The following is a 23,132-nucleotide window of genomic DNA, read 5'->3' on the forward strand; positions in this document are numbered from 1 at the left end:
TGACGGATGGGAATGATAAGTAATGGGAATTATTATTTTAACCAAAATCGCTTTCTATGTTCAAATCTAAATATTTTAGCTATTATTTTTATAACATTGTCTTTATTGTGGCTTCTCCATGAGGGTGTGTCAAAACTCATTTTTTGAAAACATGAACTTATAATTTGAAATTTGAGTATTCTAAAAGGCTAAAGAAAGGGCCGTATCATTACTCAATACAGAGTTTAATACGACCCTTTTAAATATTACAGTTATAATCTGTAACTTTGAGGAGTAGTCCTTTTAATTTTGACACACCCTCATGGAGAAGTCCCACGTAAAGACAATAATCTCACAGAGCGGCAGGCATATAGTATCAGAACTGAACAAGGAGATAGAAAAGTTGGGCAGGCGGATATCAGAGCTCATAGAGGCCAACTATGAACTCTCTGAGATTTACCGCATTGTAACTTCCATGCTGGGCATGGGATTCCAGAACGCGGTCTGTCTGATGGTATATACCTACAACTTCCGCAGGTTCAACTATGATGCAAGAAAGATAGCGTGTTACTATGGCATAGCTCCATTTGGCAAGGTTTCGTGTACCAGCATAAATACTGATCCCCATGTACACTATATGGCCAACTGGCAGATAAAGGCCATGTTGACGCAGGCTGCATTGGCTGCTATCAGATATAACAAGACCATTTCGAAATATTGTTCGGGGCTTGTGGAAGAGGGGAAGAAAAATCAGGTCGCACTTAACAATGTCAAGAACAAACTGATCCATCTTGTTACTTCCATGGCCAGAAATCACAAACTTTACAATCCTGAATATAGAATGTCTACATAATTGTTTAAAAAATAGTTAAAATATTTGGATTTGAACATAAAAAGCGATTGGGGTTTAAACCATACTATGCCATGCTTATGATATCCTGATATTGTTTTTGTATTGATTCTTAGCTAAATGTTGATGGAATAACGGTTTTATGTGCATAAAATCACGGATTTCCGTTATTGTGTAAATATATGTTTGTAGCTATATTTGCAAAAAATATTAAAAACAATATACATTCGTCTATGTAAATGTTGCAAACGACATCAGATGTGCCTGCACGCTGTAATAAGTTAAATATAATCTATATGCCATGAAAGAAATTCTGTTAACGTCAACTCTGCCTTACTGGCTTGTCTTCCTGCTGGTATTGGGCGGCTTCGTTGCCCTGTTGTTTCAGGGGCGAAACGGCAGTAAAAGCAACCTGCCTATACTCACGGCTGCCGGCTGCATGCTTGCCGCCACTATCCTCGAGGTTCTTATTTATGCCATAGTGGGCAACAACTGTATGTGGTGGTGCCTGTCAAAGGAGTACGGATTCTGGTCAAAGCTGTTCCGCATTATACCCTTTGCAGTGTTTGTGGTGCTTCAGATAGGACAGATATTCATGTTTAAGGGTGTGCTTGAGGAAATGATGGGCAAGTCGCTATCGATGAAACTGCTTTTCATCTGTTTTGTGCTTACGTTTCCCGTAGTGTTTGTGCTATCTGTCGGAGCAGACATCTTCGGCGCTTCCGATGAAACAAAGAACAGCATCGGCACCACAGCCTTCTGGATTCTCGTCATAGCCGGACTTGCATGGTCGCTTGTGCGCAACATAATGTCTGTCGGTATAAAGCACGGCGTTGTCTTCACCGTGTTCTCGGCTGTCTGTGTCGTTGCCGTCTGCCTTGCTGTGTTCGTGTTCCTTGTAGCCCTTATTGCGCTGTTCTTCCAGGTGCTTATAACCGTGGCTGCCTGTGGCGCGATATTCTTTATACTTACAAACGGAATGGGCAAGGGCAGCTCGATGGTTGACGAGTTTGCCAACCATAAGTCTCCCGGACCGGTGTTTCGCGATGATGACGGACATCTGCACCATAATTCGGCGGCACGCGACAGTGCCAACCGGAAGATTGCCGAACGCAGGAACGGCGAAAGTTAGAAGTTACGAGCTTAAGTGCATTTTATAGAAATGATTGTTTAATATTAAAAATTTTTTGGTTATGAAAAAGATTATCAGAACAGTTTGCATTGCTGCAATAGCTCTCTTTGCAATACCTCAGCAGGCCGATGCGCAGTTTTTCAAGAAACTGAAAGAAGCCGCCAAGGGCGTCGTGCAGGAAGTTACCGGAACCACTACTACCGGCACAGCCTCCACTACCACGACAGCTCAGAATGCTCCTTCTGTAAGCTATCTTCCGTCAGCCTCGGGTGTGTTGGTGGGCAATCCCGGCTCAAAGTATTTCACACTGGAGTTTGTTGAGGCCAAGGGCAGTAAGGGCTCCAACCGCGTTGACATTTATGTTAAGGTAAAGGCCGTAAGCCTGAGTATACAGAATGCGCTTGTAGGCGGAGCCGGTCTTACAAAGGCTTATGATGCCGACGGCAACGAGTATGGTGCTGGCTGCGACTATGACGACAAGAAGAACCTTAATCCCGATGTGGCTGTAAAACTGAAGTTTGCCACTATCTGTGAGGTACCTTCCACGGTTACGTCGTTTGTACTTGTTAAAGGACCGTGGAATCTTGGCGGAGGCAGAAACTCGTCGTCCATCAACGAGTATATTCAGCTGAAGAACGTGCCTATTGTATGGGAATGATACAAAACCGATCAAAGATCTGAATGGACTCTTTATAATAACGTGAATGACGGGACGCCTTGCTGGCGCCCCGTTTCTTTTTGTTCATTCTTTATATTTGATGTTTGTTGTGTAGGTTGCTTCCCGATTTTGAGCTAAAGTTCCAGTATCTGAAAAATTATAGTTTCCTGTCATAGTCTTGCCGTCTGTTTGATATAAGGCTGCAATCCTGCCGAAACTATATGACATGTCTGCGGTAAGTCGGAATATTCCGTCTCATCTTCATGCTATATTATTGACCTCCCTTTCCTGCCGCGTATAGATTTTAGGCTGTTAAGGCTTGTCGTAAAACTTCAGTATGTGCAGGGCAAGGCCGCGCATCTCCTCTCTCACCGCTTCAGGTTCTATTATCTCCAGCTGGTTTGCCTGCGCAAGTATCAGCTGATAGAAGTCGAACGTAGGCTTGAGGTGATATTCAAACAGTGTAGACTCTTCGTCGCTGCTGAGTTCGCGCTGCGACTCATGCAGCGGCAGCGTGCGCAGATAATCTGCGAAGTTGTCGTATGCACGCACCACAATCCTTTGCAAAGGTTCATCAGACGTAATCACTCCGCAGCAGCCTTCAAAGTATTTCGCCGCGTCGAAGTCTTTGTTCATTGTGAACGTCTTGTCTGTGTCCTTTATATCCATTATCCTGTCGAGGGCATATATCCGGAATACATCGTATGGCTTAATGCCTTTCTCCTTGTTCCTTTCAGAATAATAGGGACTTCGCGCCAGCACATACCAGCGGCGGTGAGCCACTTTAAGGCAGTAAGGCTCTATGTCGAATGTCGTTGATTCCGACTTGCCGAATCCGTGATATGTTATGCTCAGCACCCTGTTGTTGCGCATGGCTTCTGCGATATGTGTCAGCCATGTCTGTCCCGACGGTATGTTCTCAAATATAATTCTGTTCTCCAGCTTGCTGTCGGCCTTTATCTGGTTGAGCGTAGAGTAAGAACTTATGAGCCAGTTGTACAGGTTGTTGCTTTCAAGCCTTTCAGGCTCGTCAATATAATATCTGTATCCGTCCTTCTTGTCGCATTCTATATACACGTCAAAGATGTCCTTTATTGCATCCTGGTGGCGATGGAATGTCCTCAGTGGCAGTTCCTCGCCATAGCTTAGTCCGCTTTCCTGCCACAACGAACAGATTTCCTTAAATGTCAGGCGCTTATACCTGCGCAGGATGTCTATCAGCCATACATACCGTCCAAATATATTTGCTGCCATATATTTATTGTTTTATTAGGTTACGCTGCAAAGTTACAATTTAGCCTGTGACAAATCATGACACAGGCTTGTCTTTTTTATTCTTTTGTCAGTAAATTTTCGTAAGAGATACTGCTGTGGAATAATGTATGCATCAAATCCCGTGCCGCCGGGTATGTAGCAACAAAGCTAATGTACCGGCTGATTTGCAATTGTCGTGCAAGTGAGAGCAGAAGCAAATTATATTTGGTTATGCCGAGCGCAGCCGACAATCAATAAAATTAATCTCCCTACAATAGGCATATACCAACAAAACTATTGTGCCGGCTGATTTGCAATCTGCCGGAATTAAGTATAAGGATTTTTCAATCCGCTTGCTTCCTCTTCCTTATTGCATAGGTATGAGTCTCGGATCACAGATCCTTATATTCGATGCTGTCGGATAGCATATCCGACAGAACATTACTCTTGCTGTTTCTTTACAGGGTATGTAGCAACAAAGCTATTGTGCCGGCTGATTTGAACACCGTTGGTCCTGATATTTTATATTGTACTTCCAATCACCACAAAGCATTTCATAATTGGCTTGCGCCAAACTTGCTGTTGGTTTATATATGCATTCAGTCAGGCAGTCCCCATAGATTATACACACAACAATAGTTTCAGACAATATCTCTTGCCTGTTTTTAGGCTGACAAATTCGTCAATGCCATCGGGCATATTTGTCATTTCAGTGTTTGTCCAAGGACAACCACTTTAATTATATGTTGTGATGTTAAACCTCATCTTCGTAAGTTCCGTTATTGCAACTAAGTTGATGTTCATTTATTAGTTCCTTTCTCTATATTCTTCATCCATCCTTTTACTTTTGATGATACATCACAGCCTTTTTCGTATATTGTTTCTAGCGTATAGGTGCCATCTTCATCATGGGTAAGGTTGCCACATCCTTCCATCTTTTGTACCAATTGTTCGGTAAGTTGTGTCTGTTCCGCTCTATTGGAAAGTTCAATGATAATCTTTTCTGTTTTTGTATCGTGCTTTACATCAATATATGGGCGACCGAATTCTTCACTGTCGTATTCGCATGCAAGTGTGTCCCATTCCCATGTGAATATAGACCAATTGGCGTGCAATCCAACCTTATCCAATAATTGGATTGTATTATGTTCGCGTTTTACAATGTCCATTAGGTCTTCTATCCAATCGTAGATATATTTGCGTAGCCCTTCATCGTTGCAGAAATTGTCATACAACTTGTTTTCAGGAATGTTATAAAACTTATTTTCGAAGTGTTTCCACCATGTTCCGTAGCTTCGCCTTCCGCCATATTTCGCCTTTAAGGCTTTTGCAAAATTAGGATCTCGCCAATATGAGGCCTGAATGTAATAATGACCATCGTACCATCCGATGTTTACGTGCGCCGGTTTGTTGTTGCCTGCATCAGACCCAATAAGTGTAAGCATAAAGCCGTTATTGTCGGAAAGATAGTCATTGATGTTCCAGCCTTTACCTGTCCACTCATTTTTCATATTGATCCATTCTTCTTCTACGGCCTTTGTATCAGTATATATTACCTTATAAGTTTTTTTCGTCTGGCAATGTTTGTGGAGCATTGCTGTCGCCTTTGTCTTGTGCGAAAGCTGTAGTGAAGTTTTTGAGCGTTTTTTCCCAATCAGAAGTTTTCAGGCCTTTGAAGTCTTGATACAGGTCTGCCTTGAATTCATCCATGACTTTAAATAATTCACCTAACAGCTCATTCCATCCTTTTTCATTCAACGTTTCAAGTGCGTTGCCGTTATCGTTGATGCTTAGTTTGAATATCTTTTCTACACTTTCGCTTATTTTTTCTACACGATCATGTTCACAGTGCATTGCGACCGATGAAGTTTTGAAGGCCAACTTAAGCTTTTCGCTGTTAGAGTTCTTGCCGTCTTTTATCACTTTGTATAGAGTCGTAAGGTATTCTTGGTATATGCGCAACTTTTCTTCGAATACTTTACCCTTTTTCTCACGTTTCTCTTCGTTGTCTGTTTGGCCGACAAGCAACATCATTGTTATGACAGCTGTAATGATAACTCCTATTATTGCTGCGAACATTTCGTACCAAAGTTCCTCGCCTGTGTAAAGTTTTAAGTAAACAGCAAATGCACATGCTATGGCTATAAGGGCTATAATTACGGATGTGATAACAATATTTTTGTGATTTGCAAATTTCTGTTTTATAGTACTCATTATAAGTTTGTATTAAATTGGTGAGATACTAACGGCAGGCAGCTAAGAAATAATATTAACTGCCTGCACCTTTTTCTTTAAAAGAATTAATCTAACGCTTTGAACTCAAAATCGTTCTTGCTGCAACATGCCTTTTTGTAATCAAAATTGTATATACGCTTGTAAGCTTCCTGCAACTCTTTTGCTCCGTTGTAGAAAGGGTCAGATGTGTGCATGTTGGTTGTTACTGTTACTGCCATTTCTGGCGTCAGAACGGTCCCGTTTGTGCGTTTAATGCGCTTTGGAATTACTTGGAATACTTTGCTCATGGTTGTATTTTTTTAGTTAAACGATAAGTTAATATATAATATTAAAGGTTTTTGTATGAAGTCTTATGTATTTTTGTACAAATATAGGGCGTATAATATGCAGAATTGCGGCACAGTGCATTTTTTTGCATAGTTTCTTAAAAAGAAAGTTACATTTATATTAAACCTTATTTTTAGAAAGGCAATTGTATTACTTTGTAGGCGTCAAATAAATCTTTTATAAGTTTACGCTTATTTTTTTATTACAAAAAACTTGTATAGAATTTTGATTGGTAAGTAACATGTAGTATTAGTTGTGTCTTTGTCTCATTTAGTCCTCCTCTGTTTTTGTTGTTTTCTGCAAATATAGCGATTTTTTTCAATATGCTCAAATTGTTTATTGGTAAATTTTTTATTTGTCAGGTGTTTATCTGTTAAGAACAAATATATCCTCCCGTGTGCTGGGTATTTAGCAACAAAGCTATTGTGCCGGCTGATTTGCAATCTGCCGGAATTAAGTATAAGGATTTTTCAATCCGCTTGCTTACTATTGCTAATTTATAGGTATGTTTTTCGGATCGCAGATCCTTATATTTTTTGCTGTCGGATGGCATATCCGACAGAACATTAGTCTTGCTGTTTCTCTGCAATCGGTATGTAGCAACAAAGCTATTGTGTCTTGCTTGCTGCCGCATCTCATTATTTCAACTGATTAATGTTCGGAAATTTTATCATGACGGCACGGTTGCGACAGAAAACTTTTTTGTTTTGACGCTCTCAGACTTGCCGTCCTCATCTCATTTTCGGCTTTTCATGCGAAAAATGCTCAAAAATGAATATTCTTGTTAAGTTGCTGATATATTGTGAAATACGTGCTTTTGTGAATGGAGGTGCAAATGTTAAAAAACATAACTCGGCCACTTACGGTCGGTTAACCATAGGTTTGTCTCTTGAAAGTGGTGGGTTTTAAGGCGGAAAAGTGCTGTTTTGTGCCACGAAAACGATGATTTTAGATGATTGGGATGTGGTAAATGTAAACAAAAGTTAATTATTCTGCGGTCTATTCATTCTTTCTTAACATAAATTATACTGCAATTTTCTATTTCACAGAAAACTCTGTACACGGATAATGTAAATAGTTTTCCTTTTGCCGTGCCTTTAGCTCCTTTGCTTTGGATGCAGCTTCTTGTTGCTTGCAGCCGTATGCTGATGCGCGGGCGTAAATATTATTTATGACAGATTTGTGGTCGTGTTTGTTTTAAAATCATTATATTTGCATAATGGTCATCCTTGGTGTGTGTCGTACGTTAGGGCGCATATACGGCAGGATGAATTTATGGCAAGAAGTGTGTGCAGGCGTTTGACTAAGACCAAAAAAGTGAAGTTATGAGCGAAGAGCAGTTTGTTCCGTTTATCGGTGTGTCGCGCCACAGGATGGCGACCGACGGCAACGGCGTTACCACGCTTGCCGCCTTTCATGGCTGCCGGCTCGGTTGTAGCTATTGTCTCAATCCGCAGTGCCGCGCAGACGATAGTCCGTGTTTGTGGCATACGCCCGAAACGCTGTATGAAGAAGTCAGGGCAGACGAGCTTTATTTCCTCGCCACAGGCGGCGGAATAACTTTCGGCGGCGGCGAACCGCTGCTGTATCCAGATTTCATCGTAAGGTTCAGAGAACTTTGCGGACCGCAGTGGAAAATCAATGTTGAGACTTCGCTCAATGTGGCAGCCGCCAATGTTGAGGCCATAGCCGATGTTGTAGACACATGGTTTATCGACGTGAAAGACCTTGATGCCGACATCTACCGCCGCTACACGGGGCACGACAATGCGCAGGTAATAGATAATCTCTCGCTTATAGCCGGTGGCGGCAGGGCAGGGCGGTGCGTGATACGGCTTCCGCTCATACCCGGATATAACACCGATGCCGACCGCACAAGTTCAGAAGCCAGGTTAAGGGATATGGGCTTTGAACATTTTGACAAATTTAATTATGAAATACCATGACACGGGGAAAGGAAATTTGTGGAATACTGAAAGACATACGCCGCCGTATAGCCGAGGCGAACGGTATTGAATATGTTGCAGCTGAATGCCGTTATGAAGGCGACTGCAGCGGCACTTGTCCGCGATGCGAGGCCGAGGCGGCTGCTCTATGGCGTCAGCTCGACATGCGCCGTGCCGCAGGCAGGGCAGTGGTGCTCGCAGGACTTTCAGCCGGACTGCTTACGGCGTCGGCACAGAGCAGCGGCGGAGCTGGGCAAGGCTGTGGCTCATGCCACTCAGGTTGTCAGCCGGCGGAAGTGTCAAGCCGTAATCCGGCTGCGGAAAATGTAGACACAATCAAGGTTATGCACAACAGCGGCAAGGCAGAGCCGCGCTTGTCTGCCGATAAAGACGACCGGCAATTGTTTGGCGCGATAAACGAAGTGATGCCCCAGTTTAAGGGAGGCGTAAAGGCCATGGCAGATTATGTCAAGTCGTCGGTAGACTCTATTATGGTTAAGCGCAACCTGACTGTCGACTCCCGGTCGGCAGGCCGTTGCGTAGTTTCGTTTACAGTCAGGAAAGACGGCAGCATAGCCGATGTTAAGGTCGTTAAGAAACTTAACGATGCTTTCGACAGCGTAGCCGTTGACGTGGTGAAAGGCATGCCGCGCTGGAATCCCGGTAAGCGTAACGGCAAATGCATAGATGCAAGATACACCATACCGATAATATTTCGTGTTTATCCGGACGATGTGCAACCGGACAAGATGCAGCAATAAATTGGTTTGCAGATAGATTAATAAAAGGCAAACATGTAATCAGAAGCTGTGCCTGCAGCAGATGTCTTTATTGTGCCGGAACAATTTATGGCTTTGTTCTTGTGAGGTATAATTTTTTCTATATTGCGGTCTGCCGGAAAAAATACAGCCTTGCGGCATCTTCTTTGTCAAGTTTCCGCAAGGCTGTATGTGTTGTTATGGTTTTACAAGCTCCATCTTTCCTTTGGCGTTCTTTCTGAAGTCGAGTTCATAGAACACCGTTGAGGTCTGTCCCGCATTGCTTACGGTCTCCTTACCTTTCTCTACGACGTTGAGTTTTATTGAAACTTTCGGGTCGTCGTATGTGTTCATCGTGTAGCTGTCCATCGACTTAAACTCAAATTCGGCCGGTATCAGTGCCTTTGCAGCCTCAATGTCCTTCATCACCTCGGCAGGGTTAAGGTTGGCCATGTCTATGGCAGGCACGTCTTTGGCGTTGAGATTTTTGTGCCATTTCTCCCATCCTGCGTCAGTAAGCTCTGTTGCCTTCCAGCCCAGGTCAGACATGAACGACTGGTTCCACACGCGTCCGTCTTTGTCAACCATCTCATAGGTAAAAATAGAAACGTTGTTAGAAAGTTCGTCGCGCCCCATGCCTTCGGTCCACGACACGCTGATTATCTTCCACTGGTCGGGCTTGATGTTGTCGGCTGCTATCGACTTGGCTTTCTCAACAGCGCTCTCCGTGTCCATTTTCACCCCTGTCAGATCTTTCAGCCCCGACTTGCTGCACGCCGTAATCATTATGGCTGCGAGGGCCAGCATAAGCACTCTCTGTAAGTTTTTCATAATAACTCAATTTTTTTAATTAAACAATAAATATTCTTTGTCTTTCTCTAAAGTGTTTTTACCGTGTTGACCATATGCGGCAAACAAAACCGAACGGTCGTTCATATTTATCTGCAAATATATGAATTTAAACCGTTCGCATTGCAATTTCAACAAATTGTTAACACTTTATAACTTATCGCCGGGCGTTGCTTTGCGTCTGAAAGAAGCTTACATTTAGCCGGTGCCCAACCGATGCGTGCAAAGCAGTTGCCGGCAACAATAGTATGAAAGGCATGCCGGCGTTATGATTAAACAGCCAAAACCATTAAAAATCAATGAATTTATTTTGTCTTGCCCCCGATTTGCATTATCTTTGCACAAGAAAAGCTGCATCTCGGCATACCGCTCAAGCAAGCTTGGCGATTCTGCTCTCGATTTGCATTGTCTTTGCAGAAGAAAAGCTGCATCTCGGCATAACGTTCAAGCGAGCTTGACGATTCTGCTCTCGATTTGCATTTTCTTTGCACAAGAAAAGCTGCATCTCGAAATATTTTATGCCGGACGGCCAAGGAGAGCAGCTGAATATCTTTCAAGAACAAACAATTATATACCGTAAATATGATTCTTTTTTTCAGAACTCCATCACAAAGCGTTATTGCTACCGAAGCTGACCATCAGCTCAATAACGAGGAAATAAAGGAACTGTGCTGGCTTTATGGCGATGCCACACTCGTAGAAGACAACTGCCTCAGCGGATATTTCGTAGGCCCGCGCCGCGAGATGATTACCCCCTGGAGCACAAATGCCGTTGAGATTACACAAAACATGAATCTGAACGGCATTTCGCGTATAGAGGAATACTTCCCCGTAAGCAGCAAGGATGCCGACCACGACCCTATGCTGCAGCGCATGTACGACGGACTCGACCAGAGCATCTTCACTGTTGACCACAAACCGGAGCCTATCAAGCACGTTGACAACCTTGAGGAATACAACGAGCAGGAAGGTCTGGCGCTGTCGCCTGAAGAAATTGAGTATCTGCACAAGATTGAGAAAGAGCTCGGCCGTCCGCTGACCGACTCTGAGATTTTCGGTTTCGCACAGATCAACTCAGAGCACTGCCGCCACAAGATTTTCGGCGGTGTGTTCATCATCGACGGCAAGGAGATGGAGTCGTCGCTCTTCAACATGATCAAGAAGACGACAAAGGAGAATCCTCACAAGATTCTGAGTGCATACAAGGATAACGTGGCTTTCTCTCAGGGCCCTGTCATCGAGCAGTTTGCCCCGGAAGACCAGTCAACATCTGACTATTTCCGTGTTAAGGACATCGAGAGCGTTATCTCTCTGAAGGCCGAGACACACAACTTCCCTACAACCGTAGAGCCGTTTAACGGTGCCGCTACAGGTACGGGCGGTGAGATCCGCGACCGTATGGGCGGTGGCGTAGGTTCATGGCCTATCGCCGGAACAGCCGTTTACATGACTTCTTATCCGCGCATCAACGGCGGACGCGACTGGGAGGACATCCTGCCCGTGCGCAAATGGCTGTATCAGACACCTGAGCAGATTCTTATCAAGGCTTCTAACGGTGCGTCAGACTTCGGCAACAAGTTCGGTCAGCCGCTCATCACAGGTTCTGTGCTTACGTTCGAGCATAAGGAAGGCGACGAGAAATATGCTTACGACAAGGTTATCATGCTTGCCGGCGGCGTAGGCTACGGCACAAAGCGCGACTGCCTGAAGAAGGAGCCGCAGAAGGGCAACAAGGTTGTCGTTGTAGGTGGCGACAACTATCGCATCGGTCTCGGCGGCGGAAGCGTTTCTTCTGTTGACACAGGTCGCTACAGCAACGGCATTGAGCTTAACGCCGTTCAGCGTGCCAACCCCGAGATGCAGAAGCGTGCTTACAACCTTGTACGTGCCTTGTGCGAGGAAGATGTAAACCCGGTTGTCAGCATCCACGACCACGGTTCGGCAGGACACGTCAACTGTCTGTCGGAGCTCGTTGAGGAGTGCGGCGGTCAGATAGACATGACCAAGCTGCCTATAGGCGACAAGACCTTGTCGAGCAAGGAGATTATAGCAAACGAAAGTCAGGAGCGTATGGGTCTGCTCATTGACGAAAAACATATTGAACATGTGCGCAAGATTGCTGAGCGCGAGCGTGCTCCGCTGTATGTGGTAGGCGAGACCACAGGTGACGCCCACTTCTCGTTCGTTCAGGGCGACGGCGTTAAGCCTTTCGACCTCGACGTTGCTCAGATGTTCGGTCATTCACCAAAGACATATATGGTGGACAAGACCGTAGAGCGCCACTATGAAGACGTAACTTACAGCCAGGACAAGCTCGACGAGTATCTCAGCCGCGTGCTGCAGCTTGAGGCCGTTGCCTGCAAAGACTGGCTCACAAATAAGGTTGACCGCAGCGTTACAGGTAAGATTGCGCGCCAGCAGTGCCAGGGCGAAATACAGTTGCCTCTGTCTGACTGTGGCGTCGTAGCTCTCGACTATCGCGGACGCAAGGGTATAGCCACAGCCCTCGGACACGCTCCTCAGGCAGGTCTGGCTTCGCCCGAGGCAGGCAGCGTGCTGTCAGTGGCCGAGTCGCTCACCAACATAGTATGGGCTCCGCTCGAGGACGGTCTCGACAGCGTAAGCCTCTCTGCCAACTGGATGTGGCCCTGCCGCTCACAGGAAGGTGAGGATGCACGTCTTTACAGCGCAGTCAAGGCTCTGTCAGACTTCTGCTGCGACATCAAGGTGAACGTTCCTACAGGTAAAGACTCTCTCTCAATGAGTCAGCAGTATCCCGACGGAACAAAGATTATCAGCCCGGGAACAGTTATCGTCAGCAGCGGCGGTGAGGTTTCAGACATACGCAAGGTGGTTTCTCCCGTTGTTGTCAACGATGCAAACTCAAGCATCTATCACATCGACTTTTCGTTCGATGAGCAGCGCCTGGGCGGAAGTGCCTTTGCACAGAGCCTCGGCAAGGTAGGCGACGACGTTCCTACTGTGAAGAATCCCGAATACTTCCGCGATGCGTTCAACACCGTTCAGGAGCTTATCAAGAAAGACCTCGTAATGGCAGGTCACGACATCAGCGCCGGCGGTATGATAACCACTCTTCTCGAAATGTGCTTCGCCAACACAAAGGGCGGCATGGACATCGACCTGAAGGAGATTGGCGGCGACGACATGGTTAAGATTCTTATGGCTGAGAACCCCGGCGTTATAGTTCAGATTGCCGACAAGGATGCCGAAGAGTTCAAGACCATAATGGACAACAACAGTATAAGCTACGCCATGATAGGCAAGCCGGCTGTAGGCACACGCACGCTGAAGGTTGCCAAGGGTGCGTTCAACCACGAATTTGATATCGACGCTCTGCGTGACGTATGGTACAAGACTTCATATCTGCTCGACCGCGACCAGAGCATGAACGGATGTGCCGACGCCCGTCATGACAACTATAAGAAACAGCCGCTGGAGATGAAGTTCAACGACTCGTTCACAGGCAAGCTCGAGCAGTATGGCATTTCAGCCGACCGCCGCGAGCGCACAGGCATCAAGGCTGCCATCATACGTGAGAAGGGAACCAACGGCGAGCGCGAGATGGCTTACTCGCTCTATCTTGCAGGCTTCGACGTTAAGGACGTGATGATGACCGACCTTATCAGCGGCCGCGAGACTCTCGAGGACATCAACATGATTGTGTTCTGCGGCGGTTTCTCTAACTCTGACGTGTTAGGTTCTGCCAAGGGATGGGCAGGAGCGTTCCTCTTCAACCCGAAGGCTAAGGAGGCTCTCGACAAGTTCTATGCCCGCAAGGACACCCTGTCGCTCGGCATCTGCAACGGCTGCCAGCTGATGGTTGAGCTCAACCTCATCAATCCTGAGCACGAGAAGAAGGCCAAGATGCTGCACAACAACTCACACAAGTTTGAGAGCAGCTTCCTCAGTCTTGACATCCAGCAGAACAACAGCGTAATGTTCGGCTCGCTGAGCGGCAACAAGCTGGGCATCTGGGTGGCTCACGGAGAAGGCAAGTTCTATCTGCCCGAAGGCGAAGACAAATATAACGTTGTTGCAAAATACAACTATGCCGAATATCCGGGCAACCCCAACGGCTCTGACTATGCCGTTGCAGGTATCTGCTCAGCCGACGGACGCCATCTGGCAATGATGCCTCACCTTGAGCGCGCCATCTTCCCGTGGCAGAACGCATGGTATCCGGCTGACCGCCGCAACGACGACGTTACGCCGTGGATTGAGGCATTTGTCAATGCGCGCAAGTGGATTGAAGAGAACAAATAATAAACAAGCAAGCTGAAAAGTAAAAAGACAAGAGCCCTGTCATGACGGCCGTCAGCACAGCCCGTGGCGCCTTTACTGTAAGGCGGTGCGGCAAAGGCCGGACAAGGCGGAGCGCGTGTCTTTTTACTTTCGTTTTTAAACAACTAAAACAAGGATGAGCAACTTTTATTTAGAGAGCTTCAAGACTTTTTTCAAGATAGGCCTGTTCACCCTGGGAGGCGGCTACGCCATGATTCCTATAATAGAGTCGGAGGTGGTCGACAAGAAGAAGTGGGTGAGCAAGGAAGACTTTCTCGACATCATAGCCATAGCCCAGAGCTGTCCGGGCGTGCTCGCCATCAACGTGAGCGTGTTTATAGGCTACAAGATGAAGAAGGTGAAGGGCGCCGTGTGTACCAGTCTGGGCACAGCCTTGCCCTCGTTTCTTATCATTCTGGCCATAGCCATGTTCTTCCATCAGTTTGAGGACAACAAGGTGGTTGCGGCCATCTTCCGCGGCATACGTCCGGCTGTTGTGGCTCTCATTGCCGTGCCTACGTTCAAGCTGGGACAGAGTGCCAAGATCACTCTTACTAACTGCTGGATACCCATTGCCGGTGCGCTGGCTATATGGCTGCTCGGCGTCTCGCCCATACTTGTTATCCTCATTGCCGGCATCGGCGGCTATGTCTACGGCAAGTATATAAAGCCTACGGAGTGACATTAATCTAAAAAAATGACGAACCAAATAAAGAGCATATTCTTATGATTTACCTGTATTTGTTCATAACGTTCTTTCAGATAGGTCTGTTCGGCTTCGGCGGCGGCTACGGCATGCTCTCGCTCATTCAGGGCGAGGTGGTGCACAATCACGGATGGCTCACCACGGGCGAGTTTACCGACATCGTGGCCATAAGTCAGATGACGCCGGGCCCTATCGGCATCAACTCTGCCACCTACTGCGGCTATACTGCTGTTCACAATGCCGGCTACGGCTACTGGATGTCTATCCTGGGCAGCGTAACAGCCACCTTTGCGCTGGTGCTGCCGTCGTTAATACTAATGATTCTGATATCGCGCCTGTTCATGAAATATATGAACACGCCCACAGTTCAGAGCGTATTCTCAGGCCTTCGTCCTGCCGTTGTCGGACTGCTCGGCGCTGCCACTCTGCTGCTTATGACGCCCGAGAACTTCAGTGCCCCGTCTGTCAATCCCTGGCAGTTCTGGATTAGCTGTTTCCTCTTTGTGGCAACCATGGTGGGTACGTGGCATTTCAAGATCAATCCGATACGCATGATATGCTACAGCGGCTTTGCCGGCCTGATTCTGTTATACTGATAAACATAGTTTGAGATAATATCCCCTTGGCTCTTCGGTTGTTGTGAGTTGAGGGGATTTTTTTATTGCATAATTTCCGTAAATACAGATTCCGCTTTACGCAAAACGCCATCAACTGTATTGCAAAAGGTAGCTTTTCACATACTCAAAGGTGGCCTTTTGCATTATGAAAAGGCATGTTTCGCAGTATGAAAGGCTACTTTTTGCGCCATGTAACATGGCGGCAGAGAGCATAAGCAAAAAAGTTTTTGTTAAAAACTCGTCACTCGTCACATCATGGTTTAATGTGCTGTCTGTCAGAATGTTATGGTGTGACGAGTTGATTTCGTAACTCGTCACCGCCGGAGACAGCAGGGCTTGCGTGACGAGTTGGAATCTCAACTCGTCACACTCTAATGCTTTGTAAATCAGAAGGTTATGTGCTGATGTGACGAGTGATGAGTTTTTAAAGAAAAATAATTACGCTTTATATTCCTGCTTTGGGTTGACTTCATGCAGGCCAACACTTGTTTTTAGTTGACTATAGCCCGTGTTATCGCTATTGCCTGTTGACTTTATGCGCCATTGTATGTTATTTGTTTTTGCGTTGCCGTATGCTTAATGATTGGTGTTAAGTGCCGATAGTCAGGATGAATATATAGCGACAAAATAAAATTCCGGCAGATTTTTTAATGTCTGCCGGAACATGAAGCATTGTACAGTAATAAGCCTATTTAATTAGATTCGTAGTATTTCGGAAATACTCTTTAATGTTTTTATATTGTTACGTCATATCTGATGTTTGTCATTTCTTCTTGTCGCTTTTAAAATAACGTATCATTTCCGGCAGATTAATGCCCATATGAATGGAAGTATAATAAGCCTTATTGTTTGTTATTGTCTTATACAATGGAGTTAAGGACATTGACGCTCCCATATATATACCCATGAAACAAAAAGAATATTCAAGGTTAAGTCCGAAGCGGTTAAGTCTTATGGCGTCAGGGACGTTCGGTGCGGCACTGCCTGCTGCAGGAGAGAAGCGGTAAGCACCATTAGTGCGCACCTCTGCGGATATTCCGAGATTCATGCAATATGAACGATAGTCATGTTGTAAAGAGAGCATCAAAGGTATGCGCAGTGTTCCGTAATTCATGTTGTTGCCTGATGCCTTCATGTCAAGTTTGGTGAAGTCGAGCCTGTCGCCCTGCATGCCTGCTGCATAGTTCTTGTCGAAACACATGTGTACCCATGTAAGCTGAACGCCTCCAACCAGTCCTAATGTATTGCTCTTGTCGAATGGCAAGGCAAACGACCATGGCGTTATACCTATTTCAAATGATTTGCTTCTGCGGCTGTATATGCCCTCATTTTTAGTAGAACCTATTTTGTTGCCCATATAGTTGTAACCATACCATATAGTCGGCAGATATGAGCGGAATTTCAGGTTCTGCAGATTTTCTGTTGGAATTAGCGGTGAACCTACATAAACCTGCTCCACTTCCTGACCGTTAACGTACTCCATTTCACGTGTTTTCAGAAGCTGAAAACCGTTGTTGTCGTAAACTTTCACTATTGTTTTGCTGTCCTGCACGTCTACAACTATTTTCTTGTCTTTCACGTTGAACGTAGTGTCGTTGGCCTCCTCGGCGTATGCTGTGGCAGAAAGTATGAGTGCCGTAAATAAGAATAGCAGTTTCATCATTAATGTGTTTTAGGGTTATTGTTTGTGTTATATACGTATGCCCAGTCCGAACGACACGGGATAGCATTTGGGTGCAACGCTTGTCTTGAGCAGCGGCGTGAGAGCCGTGCGCGCATAGATCATCAGACAGCCGTAGCCGGCGCGTATGTCGAGGTTGAGGCCTACGGGATTCATGTTTATGTCGCCCGTCTCGGTGGTCTTGTTCTTTCCGATGAAGTAGCGCGAATGGTCGTTCCAGCGCAGTTCGACAGACGGACCTATTGCCGCGAACATATCAGCGCCGCCGGTGCGCTTCTGCCACTCTAACATAACCGGAATGCGGATGAAGGTGTAGCTTATGTAGCTCTTCTTGAGCGTCTCGCCCTCAATCTGCCTCATGGAGGTTATGCCGTCGGTTGTAGACAGCACGTAGTTGTCCTGAAAGTGATGATGCACCTGACCTATCTGAAACGCCGATGTAAGCGCCAGCGGATTGGTTATTCTGAAGGCCAGACTCGTCAGCGTGAAGCCATATTCCCACGACTTTGAGTCGCGTGTGTGCATGCCGGCGTTGCCTCCCGTGCCCATCACGCTTCCGGCAAGCTGGCTGAAGCCCATGAAGAACAGCGGATAGTGGCTTCTGGGCTTGCTCTTCTTGCGGTTGAGGCTTTGCGGAATGAAGGGCGACGTTACATATACGCGCTCAATCTCTTGTCCGTCAACAAAGTTAGTCTCGTATGTGCGGTTAAACTTCTTGCCGTCGCTGCCGTAGACAGATATTTTTGTGCTTCCTGCTGAATCGTTTACAACAATCTTCTTGTTGTTCACCACGAATGTAGTGTCGCCGGTTTCGGCGGCCATGCCCGTCAGGGGCAGCAGCGCCGCCAGAAGTAGTGTCTTTTTCATATTTGTCATATTTATTGTTTGTTTCTTTGATTATGCGTAACACAGTTTCATTATGTCGTCGGGCGAGAGTTCGCCCTCAATGTATATCACCGTTCCCCGGTTGGGCTTCACCTTGCTGAACAGTATGTAGCGGTTGATGCCCTTGCTCTTTGGCGGCATTATGTAGTATCCGCTCACTATCTGACCGTTCTCGACCACCTCGCGTATCTTCTTGGCGTTCTTTCTGTCGGCCTTCAGATAAGGCTCTATGCTTGCTCCGATGTTCTTGTAGGTAAGGCTCTTGTACACCTTCAGCTCATACCCCTTCAGCTTGGCGTTGTGCATCTCCACCATCTTGCAGCCCTTGGCATGTCCGAACCGCTGAAACACCTTGTTGACGTTAAGCCCCTCCTGCGCCATGGCTGGCGTTGCGGCTGTAAGGGCCAGTGCGGCTATGAGCAAGATGCGGCATAGTCCGTGCCACATAGTGCCGCTCCGTGCGCGGCTTGTGCCTTTGGCGTTGCGTCGTGTGGCCTCGCTGTTGCCGAAGTATGTGTTGACCGGCAGTCTGCATGCCGCGGCAAGGCGTGTCATGGCCGTTATCATTATCGCGCATACAACATCTATGGCGTCAGCATGCGTTGCCGGCAGTTGCGGGTTATAATATTGCTGTTTCATATCTCGGGTTAATGTTTTTTACATTGTTGTTTATATTATCGTCTTTCATGTGCCTGCATGAGGCGTTCAGCAGTAAGAGAGCGTCATTGGCGCATCAGTTCGAGCGCGCCAAAGTTGTCTTCCTCGTCAGATGATACCATTTCGAGAGCCTTCAGGGCTTCTTCCTCAACCACCTTCTTGTTGGTGTACACCTTGCCGTCTATCACGGCATAGTTGTCGTTCTGGCGCGGCAGCGCGATCATCACCACCGCAATAAGTATGGCTGCCGCTGCCGTTATGGCCGTGTATATCCATCCGTGGCGGCCGGTCTTCCTTGCTTTGTTGAGGCTGCTGTCGGCTGTTGGGGCAGTCTCGACGGCGTCGGCCCGTTCTTCGGCAATGTAGGCAAACAAAGCCTTGTATGGCATCCATTCCTCAGGAATGTTGTTGTCCCTGTTGGTAAAATATCCGCGCAGAGCCCTTTCCTCAGCCGATGAAGTCTCACCGTCGAGATATTTGTCGAGCAGCTGCTTAATATATTCTTCCTTTTTCATCACACTATAAATATCGTTCAAAGCGTCAGTAAATCTTTTCTCTTGGCCCTTATGGCCGTAAGTTTTATAAAGTCCTCACGTATCTTGCGGCGTGCCCTCGACAGGTTTTGCCGTAGGCTTTCGGCCGTGCATCCCGTGATTTTCATTATCTCAGAGCTTTCGTAGCCCTCAATCTCCTTCATCTTGAATATCTGTCTTTGCAGCTCGGGCAGATGTTCAACGATAAGTCTTATCAGGTCGGCCTCGTCTTTGGCTTCAGCCCTGTGCCAGTCGTCGGCTGTCAGGCCTGTTGCTGAGGCCTTTCCGTCTTCCAGCCGGTCGTGGCGCCACTGGTCGCTGTATTTGTTGCGCAGCATGGTCATGGCCAGTGCCCTTTTGTTTTCATACCGGTCGAGCGTAGCCCGCATGCTCCAGAGCTTGAGCATCACCTCCTGCACCAGGTCCTCAGCGCTGTAGTCGTCTCCCGTAAGCTTGCGTGCCAGCCCTTTCAGCTCGTCGCGCATGGGTATTATTATGCGGTTAAATTCTTCCGGTTTCATCATTGTTTCATAAAGGTAACGTATGACGAGGAAAAACGTGACATCAAAAAAGAACTTTTTTTAAAATTGTTTTGAAAAGCTGGATTGAAGCCGGGCTGCCGATGATGGCAGAAGCTTGCGGATTGCATAGTTTTAACTTCAATCGGTTGATTTGGGCTTGATGTTATCATAGCTCCGTCGTGCCTATGTTGAAAGCCTGTTGTGATAGGTCTTTCCCATGCTCGTCTGCCGGTGCCGGCTTGTGTTTATAAAAATAAGAACGGCCGGAGAGAAATTTCCTCCGGCCGTAATATGGTCTGCCATGATGCGGCGTCTTTACTTCTTCATAAACTTATATCCCCTGACGTTGCCGTCGGCTGATTTTACAGTGGCAATGTATATTCCTGCCGGAAGCGATGACAGGTTGACAACGTTGCCTTCGGCAGTCAGTGTGGTGCGGCCTGCCGTGTCGCTGATAGCTATGCTCTTTGTGCCTTCGGCGGCCCGCAGTTCGTTGCCCGATATCATGATGCCTTCGCCCTCGCCGGTAACGGCTGTTACGCCTGTTCCTGTAGAGCCGGTGTATATGCCTATGTTGTCGAGCAGCAGACAGTCGCCACCTTTGGTCCTGAGGCGTATTGCTATATAGATGTCCTTGCCGTCATAGTCGGCCAGACTTATTCCTCGTGTCTTCGGTTCTGCTGTCTCGCCCTCAACGTTGAACACTTCTGTGTATGCTGCGCTGTTGTCTTCGGTGGCAGACACCATTATCTGATAGTCTTCAAGGAACTGCTGATTGAAAGAGTTTGCGTCCCACACGAGATAGCTGTCTTTGCCTTTGATGCTTACCTTCGGCATTATGAGCCAGCGGTCGGCCTGGTCGGTGCCTTCGAGCCATGATGTTCCTGCCAGCATATATTCGCCGAACACGTTATGCGCTACGATGTTGAACAGACCCCATCCGTCTGCGTTAAACTCGTCGCCGGCTGACGGGTCTACGGTGCCGTTGTCCTCGGCGCGGAATGTGAAGTCAGATGGAAGTTTGCCGTCCTCAAAGTCCCAGAATTTCACTGGCTTGCTTACCGCGGTGAAGTCTTTTGTCAGCACGTTGTTGTCGGCGTTCTCGTCGTTGTCGTTCGCAACTTCCACCTTCAGCTTGTGGCTGCCGTCGCTCAGGTCTGCCAACAGGCCGCTGAACGTAACGGTTGTGGCGCTCTGAGCCTTCATGGCGATGGTGCTGTCCTTAACGGCCACGTCGTCGATGCTAACTGTTACTTTGGCGTCGAGGTCAGCCACGCCGCTGTTGGCCAGGTTGAATATCACGTCCTTGAGGTTGCTCTCGCGCACAAAGTCGTAAGGACTCTGCAGGTCGGAAACGGCAAGGTCGTTGAGATTGCTTTCAACCTTCTCGAACGAAACGTCGTCAACGAGAATGAGGTTCTGGTTCTTGTCGCTGAACGCATAGAAGCCTAAATAGATGGTCTGCGCCTTGTCGAAATGAACAACGTTGACAGACTCCTCGTATTTGTTGTTCAGAATGGGGTTGAACTCCACAATCTTGTTGGTCATGGCCTCAGGCTTGGCCTCGTTGCCCCAGTATACGGCCATCTTCTCGGGATAAGAGTCGAGGTTTGAATACCAGAACTTCAGCACATAATAGCCCGGTTCAACGTTTATCGGGTCGAGCATGGCCCAGTCGTCGCCGCTGTTGTTTGAGTCATAGCCGTAAGCCAGACAGCCGTTGCCGGTGTGCGCCATGTTGAAGAAACCTGATTCGATGCTTACGTCCCATGTGCCCTCGTCGTTGTTGAGGTTGTAGAAGGTGAAGTCCTGTGTGTTCTCCGAAGCCTCGAAGCCCATTGTGTAAGGAGCATTCAGCGGTGCTTTGTGCCTTACCGATGTGTAGCATGTGTCGTTCGTGTGGTCGAAGTCGTCGGGATGAGTGGCCCATGCCTTTATTTCGTATGTAGTCAGCGGGGCAGAGAGGTCGGCTTTGGTCTTGAACGTATATTCAAGTGTCTCGCCGGCTGCGAGCGGCTCGCTCACAGTCTCGTTGGCAATCTCCTTGCCGTCAACGGCAAACGCTACGTCAAACCCGCTCAGGTTAGTGCGTCCGCTGTTCTTTATCGCCACCTTTACAGTCTCCTGTCCGAGGCCGTAGCCCGTGATAGGACTCAGAATCTCCGCAACTTTTATGTCTGTCGGGTTGGCAATCGGCTCAACAGTAACTGAGCAGAGATAAAGATAGTCCTTGTAAGCCGTAGATGTGGCGCGGAACGCTATGTGGAACGGTTCGCCGGCCTTGGCGTCAACGAGAAAATAGCCCGACTGCTCGTCTTTCTTTATATTGTCGTATGTAGCCTCCTTGCTGGTCATGTCTTCCACGGTGCCGCCCTTGCCCGAGTACACCTCCATGCTTTCGCCATACATGCTTCCGCTGAATGTATATTTCACTATCAGCGTGCCGGTCTCGCTTGGCGTTATGGCAGGCGAAATCAGCCAGTCGTCGCCGTTGTTGAAGTAGTCGTACTTATAAGCCACTTTCGACGGGGTGCCTTCTTCGTTGAAGAGCCATGTGGCGCCGTCGCTGTTGGCATCAACCACGGTCCATGCGTTGAACTCGTCAACCGTCTCAAATGCTGTTGTATAGATTGCGTCTGCATGTGCAGAAACAACCGACAGCATAAGGAAAAGTAAAAACGTAGATATCTTCCTCATAATAATAATGTTGGGGCTCACTTGAAAATAACGCCTGAACGCCCGCAAGGCTGATCCCCCTTTAACCTTACGAAAGTTGGCCTGATGAAATGTTTAGATTATAAATATAGTAAAAGAATCGTTATGTATGGTTGCAAAATGAAATACTTTAATTAAAATTAACTCAAAAATGAAAGCAAACAGAAGTTTGGTAGATAATATGTGATATATGGGACAAACAACGTGAGACATAAGACGGCGACAAAATGAAGCAAAAAGACAACCGGCAGCATGAATAGAAATAGATAAAACCGTCATTAGCTTAATGAAATATTGTGGCTTTGTAACGTCGAAAAATACATCTCCTGTAATGTTCTGCGTTTGGTGTTTTTGATAAATAAATTAAACGGAGTTTGTAAACATTTATGACATTTTCCGTCCGTTTGACGCTATCAGAATGGCGATGCCCGTCCTCAATCCAATTTTTACCTTGAAAATCGCCATATTTTGCTCATTTCTGTTAAGTCGTTGTCCTACAGATATTTACGTAAAAATGCGATCAAAAT

19 protein-coding genes are annotated in these 23,132 nt (G+C 46.9%); 8 read left to right on the forward strand and 11 right to left on the reverse strand.

Annotated elements, in window-relative coordinates:
* The first annotated feature begins 301 nt into the window (after positions 1-301).
* From ACU52_RS10805 to ACU52_RS10815, 3 genes are all read left to right on the forward strand, one after another.
* Positions 302-832, forward strand: coding sequence for a transposase (locus ACU52_RS10805; protein WP_239684913.1), 531 nt, complete (start codon positions 302-304; stop codon positions 830-832).
* A gap of 298 nt (positions 833-1,130) precedes the next feature.
* On the forward strand, positions 1,131-1,961 hold the full coding sequence (locus tag ACU52_RS10810) for a hypothetical protein (RefSeq protein WP_053398784.1): 831 nt from the start codon (positions 1,131-1,133) through the stop codon (positions 1,959-1,961).
* Between the two features lie 61 nt (positions 1,962-2,022).
* Entirely contained in the window at positions 2,023-2,619 is a 597-nt protein-coding gene (locus ACU52_RS10815; RefSeq protein WP_125104904.1) for a hypothetical protein, read from the forward strand.
* A 312-nt stretch (positions 2,620-2,931) separates the two neighbouring features.
* Here the strand turns inward: ACU52_RS10815 and ACU52_RS10820 are convergent, their stop codons facing one another.
* The 4 genes from ACU52_RS10820 to ACU52_RS10835 all read right to left on the reverse strand — a co-directional run bounded on the left by ACU52_RS10820 (position 2,932) and on the right by ACU52_RS10835 (position 6,395).
* Entirely contained in the window at positions 2,932-3,873 is a 942-nt protein-coding gene (locus ACU52_RS10820) for a helix-turn-helix transcriptional regulator (protein WP_053398786.1), read from the reverse strand.
* A gap of 800 nt (positions 3,874-4,673) precedes the next feature.
* On the reverse strand, positions 4,674-5,468 hold the full coding sequence (locus ACU52_RS10825) for a hypothetical protein (protein ID WP_053398787.1): 795 nt from the start codon (positions 5,466-5,468) through the stop codon (positions 4,674-4,676).
* Positions 5,431-6,087 (reverse strand): hypothetical protein, encoded by a 657-nt coding sequence (locus tag ACU52_RS10830; RefSeq protein ID WP_053398788.1) that lies wholly within the window; start codon positions 6,085-6,087, stop codon positions 5,431-5,433. Before ACU52_RS10830 ends, ACU52_RS10825 begins: the two co-directional genes overlap by 38 nt.
* A gap of 86 nt (positions 6,088-6,173) precedes the next feature.
* The gene (locus ACU52_RS10835; RefSeq protein ID WP_053398789.1) at positions 6,174-6,395 is read right to left on the reverse strand and encodes a DUF6140 family protein; all 222 of its coding nucleotides are present in this window, start codon (positions 6,393-6,395) and stop codon (positions 6,174-6,176) included.
* 1,365 nt (positions 6,396-7,760) lie between these two features.
* Between ACU52_RS10835 and ACU52_RS10840 the strand changes: the two genes are divergently transcribed.
* Together ACU52_RS10840 and ACU52_RS10845 are read left to right on the forward strand one after the other, a co-directional pair.
* On the forward strand, positions 7,761-8,381 hold the full coding sequence (locus tag ACU52_RS10840; RefSeq protein ID WP_053398790.1) for a radical SAM protein: 621 nt from the start codon (positions 7,761-7,763) through the stop codon (positions 8,379-8,381).
* The gene (locus tag ACU52_RS10845; protein ID WP_053398791.1) at positions 8,378-9,142 is read left to right on the forward strand and encodes an energy transducer TonB; all 765 of its coding nucleotides are present in this window, start codon (positions 8,378-8,380) and stop codon (positions 9,140-9,142) included. Before ACU52_RS10840 ends, ACU52_RS10845 begins: the two co-directional genes overlap by 4 nt.
* Before the next feature lie 195 nt (positions 9,143-9,337).
* Here ACU52_RS10845 and ACU52_RS10850 read toward each other — a convergent pair whose 3' ends face one another.
* Complete coding sequence (locus ACU52_RS10850; RefSeq protein ID WP_125104899.1) at positions 9,338-9,970, reverse strand: hypothetical protein; 633 nt, start codon at positions 9,968-9,970, stop codon at positions 9,338-9,340.
* A gap of 600 nt (positions 9,971-10,570) precedes the next feature.
* On the opposite strand from ACU52_RS10850, the gene purL reads away from it, so the two are divergent.
* From purL to ACU52_RS10865, 3 genes are all read left to right on the forward strand, one after another.
* Positions 10,571-14,272, forward strand: a complete 3,702-nt coding sequence (gene purL / locus ACU52_RS10855; protein WP_053398793.1) for a phosphoribosylformylglycinamidine synthase — start codon at positions 10,571-10,573, stop codon at positions 14,270-14,272.
* A 154-nt stretch (positions 14,273-14,426) separates the two neighbouring features.
* Positions 14,427-14,972, forward strand: coding sequence for a chromate transporter (locus ACU52_RS10860; RefSeq protein ID WP_021855400.1), 546 nt, complete (start codon positions 14,427-14,429; stop codon positions 14,970-14,972).
* A 44-nt stretch (positions 14,973-15,016) separates the two neighbouring features.
* Entirely contained in the window at positions 15,017-15,592 is a 576-nt protein-coding gene (locus ACU52_RS10865; RefSeq protein ID WP_021855401.1) for a chromate transporter, read from the forward strand.
* A gap of 784 nt (positions 15,593-16,376) precedes the next feature.
* Here the strand turns inward: ACU52_RS10865 and ACU52_RS10870 are convergent.
* The 6 genes from ACU52_RS10870 to ACU52_RS10895 all read right to left on the reverse strand — a co-directional run bounded on the left by ACU52_RS10870 (position 16,377) and on the right by ACU52_RS10895 (position 22,587).
* Positions 16,377-17,276: a hypothetical protein gene (locus tag ACU52_RS10870; RefSeq protein WP_053398794.1), complete on the reverse strand. Its 900-nt coding sequence runs from the start codon at positions 17,274-17,276 to the stop codon at positions 16,377-16,379.
* Positions 17,277-17,303: 27 nt separating this feature from the next.
* Positions 17,304-18,161: a hypothetical protein gene (locus ACU52_RS10875; RefSeq protein WP_053398795.1), complete on the reverse strand. Its 858-nt coding sequence runs from the start codon at positions 18,159-18,161 to the stop codon at positions 17,304-17,306.
* Positions 18,162-18,191: 30 nt separating this feature from the next.
* Positions 18,192-18,818 carry a DUF6108 family protein gene (locus tag ACU52_RS10880; RefSeq protein ID WP_239684914.1) on the reverse strand — a complete coding sequence of 209 codons (627 nt, stop codon included), beginning with the start codon at positions 18,816-18,818 and terminating at the stop codon, positions 18,192-18,194.
* Between the two features lie 83 nt (positions 18,819-18,901).
* Positions 18,902-19,351 carry a hypothetical protein gene (locus ACU52_RS10885; RefSeq protein WP_053398796.1) on the reverse strand — a complete coding sequence of 150 codons (450 nt, stop codon included), beginning with the start codon at positions 19,349-19,351 and terminating at the stop codon, positions 18,902-18,904.
* A 17-nt stretch (positions 19,352-19,368) separates the two neighbouring features.
* Positions 19,369-19,893, reverse strand: coding sequence for an RNA polymerase sigma factor (locus ACU52_RS10890; protein WP_053398797.1), 525 nt, complete (start codon positions 19,891-19,893; stop codon positions 19,369-19,371).
* A gap of 312 nt (positions 19,894-20,205) precedes the next feature.
* Positions 20,206-22,587, reverse strand: coding sequence for a T9SS-dependent choice-of-anchor J family protein (locus ACU52_RS10895; RefSeq protein WP_082335258.1), 2,382 nt, complete (start codon positions 22,585-22,587; stop codon positions 20,206-20,208).
* Between the last annotated feature and the right edge of the window lie 545 nt (positions 22,588-23,132).

The organism is Xylanibacter rarus (genome assembly GCF_001275135.1).
GTDB lineage: Bacteria > Bacteroidota > Bacteroidia > Bacteroidales > Bacteroidaceae > Prevotella > Prevotella rara.

Bases quoted from the DNA above. Each gene is read 5' to 3' on its own strand.
- ACU52_RS10805 (WP_239684913.1), top strand. From the start codon at position 302: ATGGAGAAGTCCCACGTAAAGACAATAATCTCACAGAGCGGCAGGCAT.
- ACU52_RS10810 (WP_053398784.1), top strand. From the start codon at position 1,131: ATGAAAGAAATTCTGTTAACGTCAACTCTGCCTTACTGGCTTGTCTTC.
- ACU52_RS10815 (WP_125104904.1), top strand. From the start codon at position 2,023: ATGAAAAAGATTATCAGAACAGTTTGCATTGCTGCAATAGCTCTCTTT.
- ACU52_RS10820 (WP_053398786.1), bottom strand. From the start codon at position 3,873: ATGGCAGCAAATATATTTGGACGGTATGTATGGCTGATAGACATCCTG.
- ACU52_RS10825 (WP_053398787.1), bottom strand. From the start codon at position 5,468: ATGCTCCACAAACATTGCCAGACGAAAAAAACTTATAAGGTAATATAT.
- ACU52_RS10830 (WP_053398788.1), bottom strand. From the start codon at position 6,087: ATGAGTACTATAAAACAGAAATTTGCAAATCACAAAAATATTGTTATC.
- ACU52_RS10835 (WP_053398789.1), bottom strand. From the start codon at position 6,395: ATGAGCAAAGTATTCCAAGTAATTCCAAAGCGCATTAAACGCACAAAC.
- ACU52_RS10840 (WP_053398790.1), top strand. From the start codon at position 7,761: ATGAGCGAAGAGCAGTTTGTTCCGTTTATCGGTGTGTCGCGCCACAGG.
- ACU52_RS10845 (WP_053398791.1), top strand. From the start codon at position 8,378: ATGACACGGGGAAAGGAAATTTGTGGAATACTGAAAGACATACGCCGC.
- ACU52_RS10850 (WP_125104899.1), bottom strand. From the start codon at position 9,970: ATGAAAAACTTACAGAGAGTGCTTATGCTGGCCCTCGCAGCCATAATG.
- purL (WP_053398793.1), top strand. From the start codon at position 10,571: ATGATTCTTTTTTTCAGAACTCCATCACAAAGCGTTATTGCTACCGAA.
- ACU52_RS10860 (WP_021855400.1), top strand. From the start codon at position 14,427: ATGAGCAACTTTTATTTAGAGAGCTTCAAGACTTTTTTCAAGATAGGC.
- ACU52_RS10865 (WP_021855401.1), top strand. From the start codon at position 15,017: ATGATTTACCTGTATTTGTTCATAACGTTCTTTCAGATAGGTCTGTTC.
- ACU52_RS10870 (WP_053398794.1), bottom strand. From the start codon at position 17,276: ATGATGAAACTGCTATTCTTATTTACGGCACTCATACTTTCTGCCACA.
- ACU52_RS10875 (WP_053398795.1), bottom strand. From the start codon at position 18,161: ATGAAAAAGACACTACTTCTGGCGGCGCTGCTGCCCCTGACGGGCATG.
- ACU52_RS10880 (WP_239684914.1), bottom strand. From the start codon at position 18,818: ATGAAACAGCAATATTATAACCCGCAACTGCCGGCAACGCATGCTGAC.
- ACU52_RS10885 (WP_053398796.1), bottom strand. From the start codon at position 19,351: ATGAAAAAGGAAGAATATATTAAGCAGCTGCTCGACAAATATCTCGAC.
- ACU52_RS10890 (WP_053398797.1), bottom strand. From the start codon at position 19,893: ATGATGAAACCGGAAGAATTTAACCGCATAATAATACCCATGCGCGAC.
- ACU52_RS10895 (WP_082335258.1), bottom strand. From the start codon at position 22,587: ATGAGGAAGATATCTACGTTTTTACTTTTCCTTATGCTGTCGGTTGTT.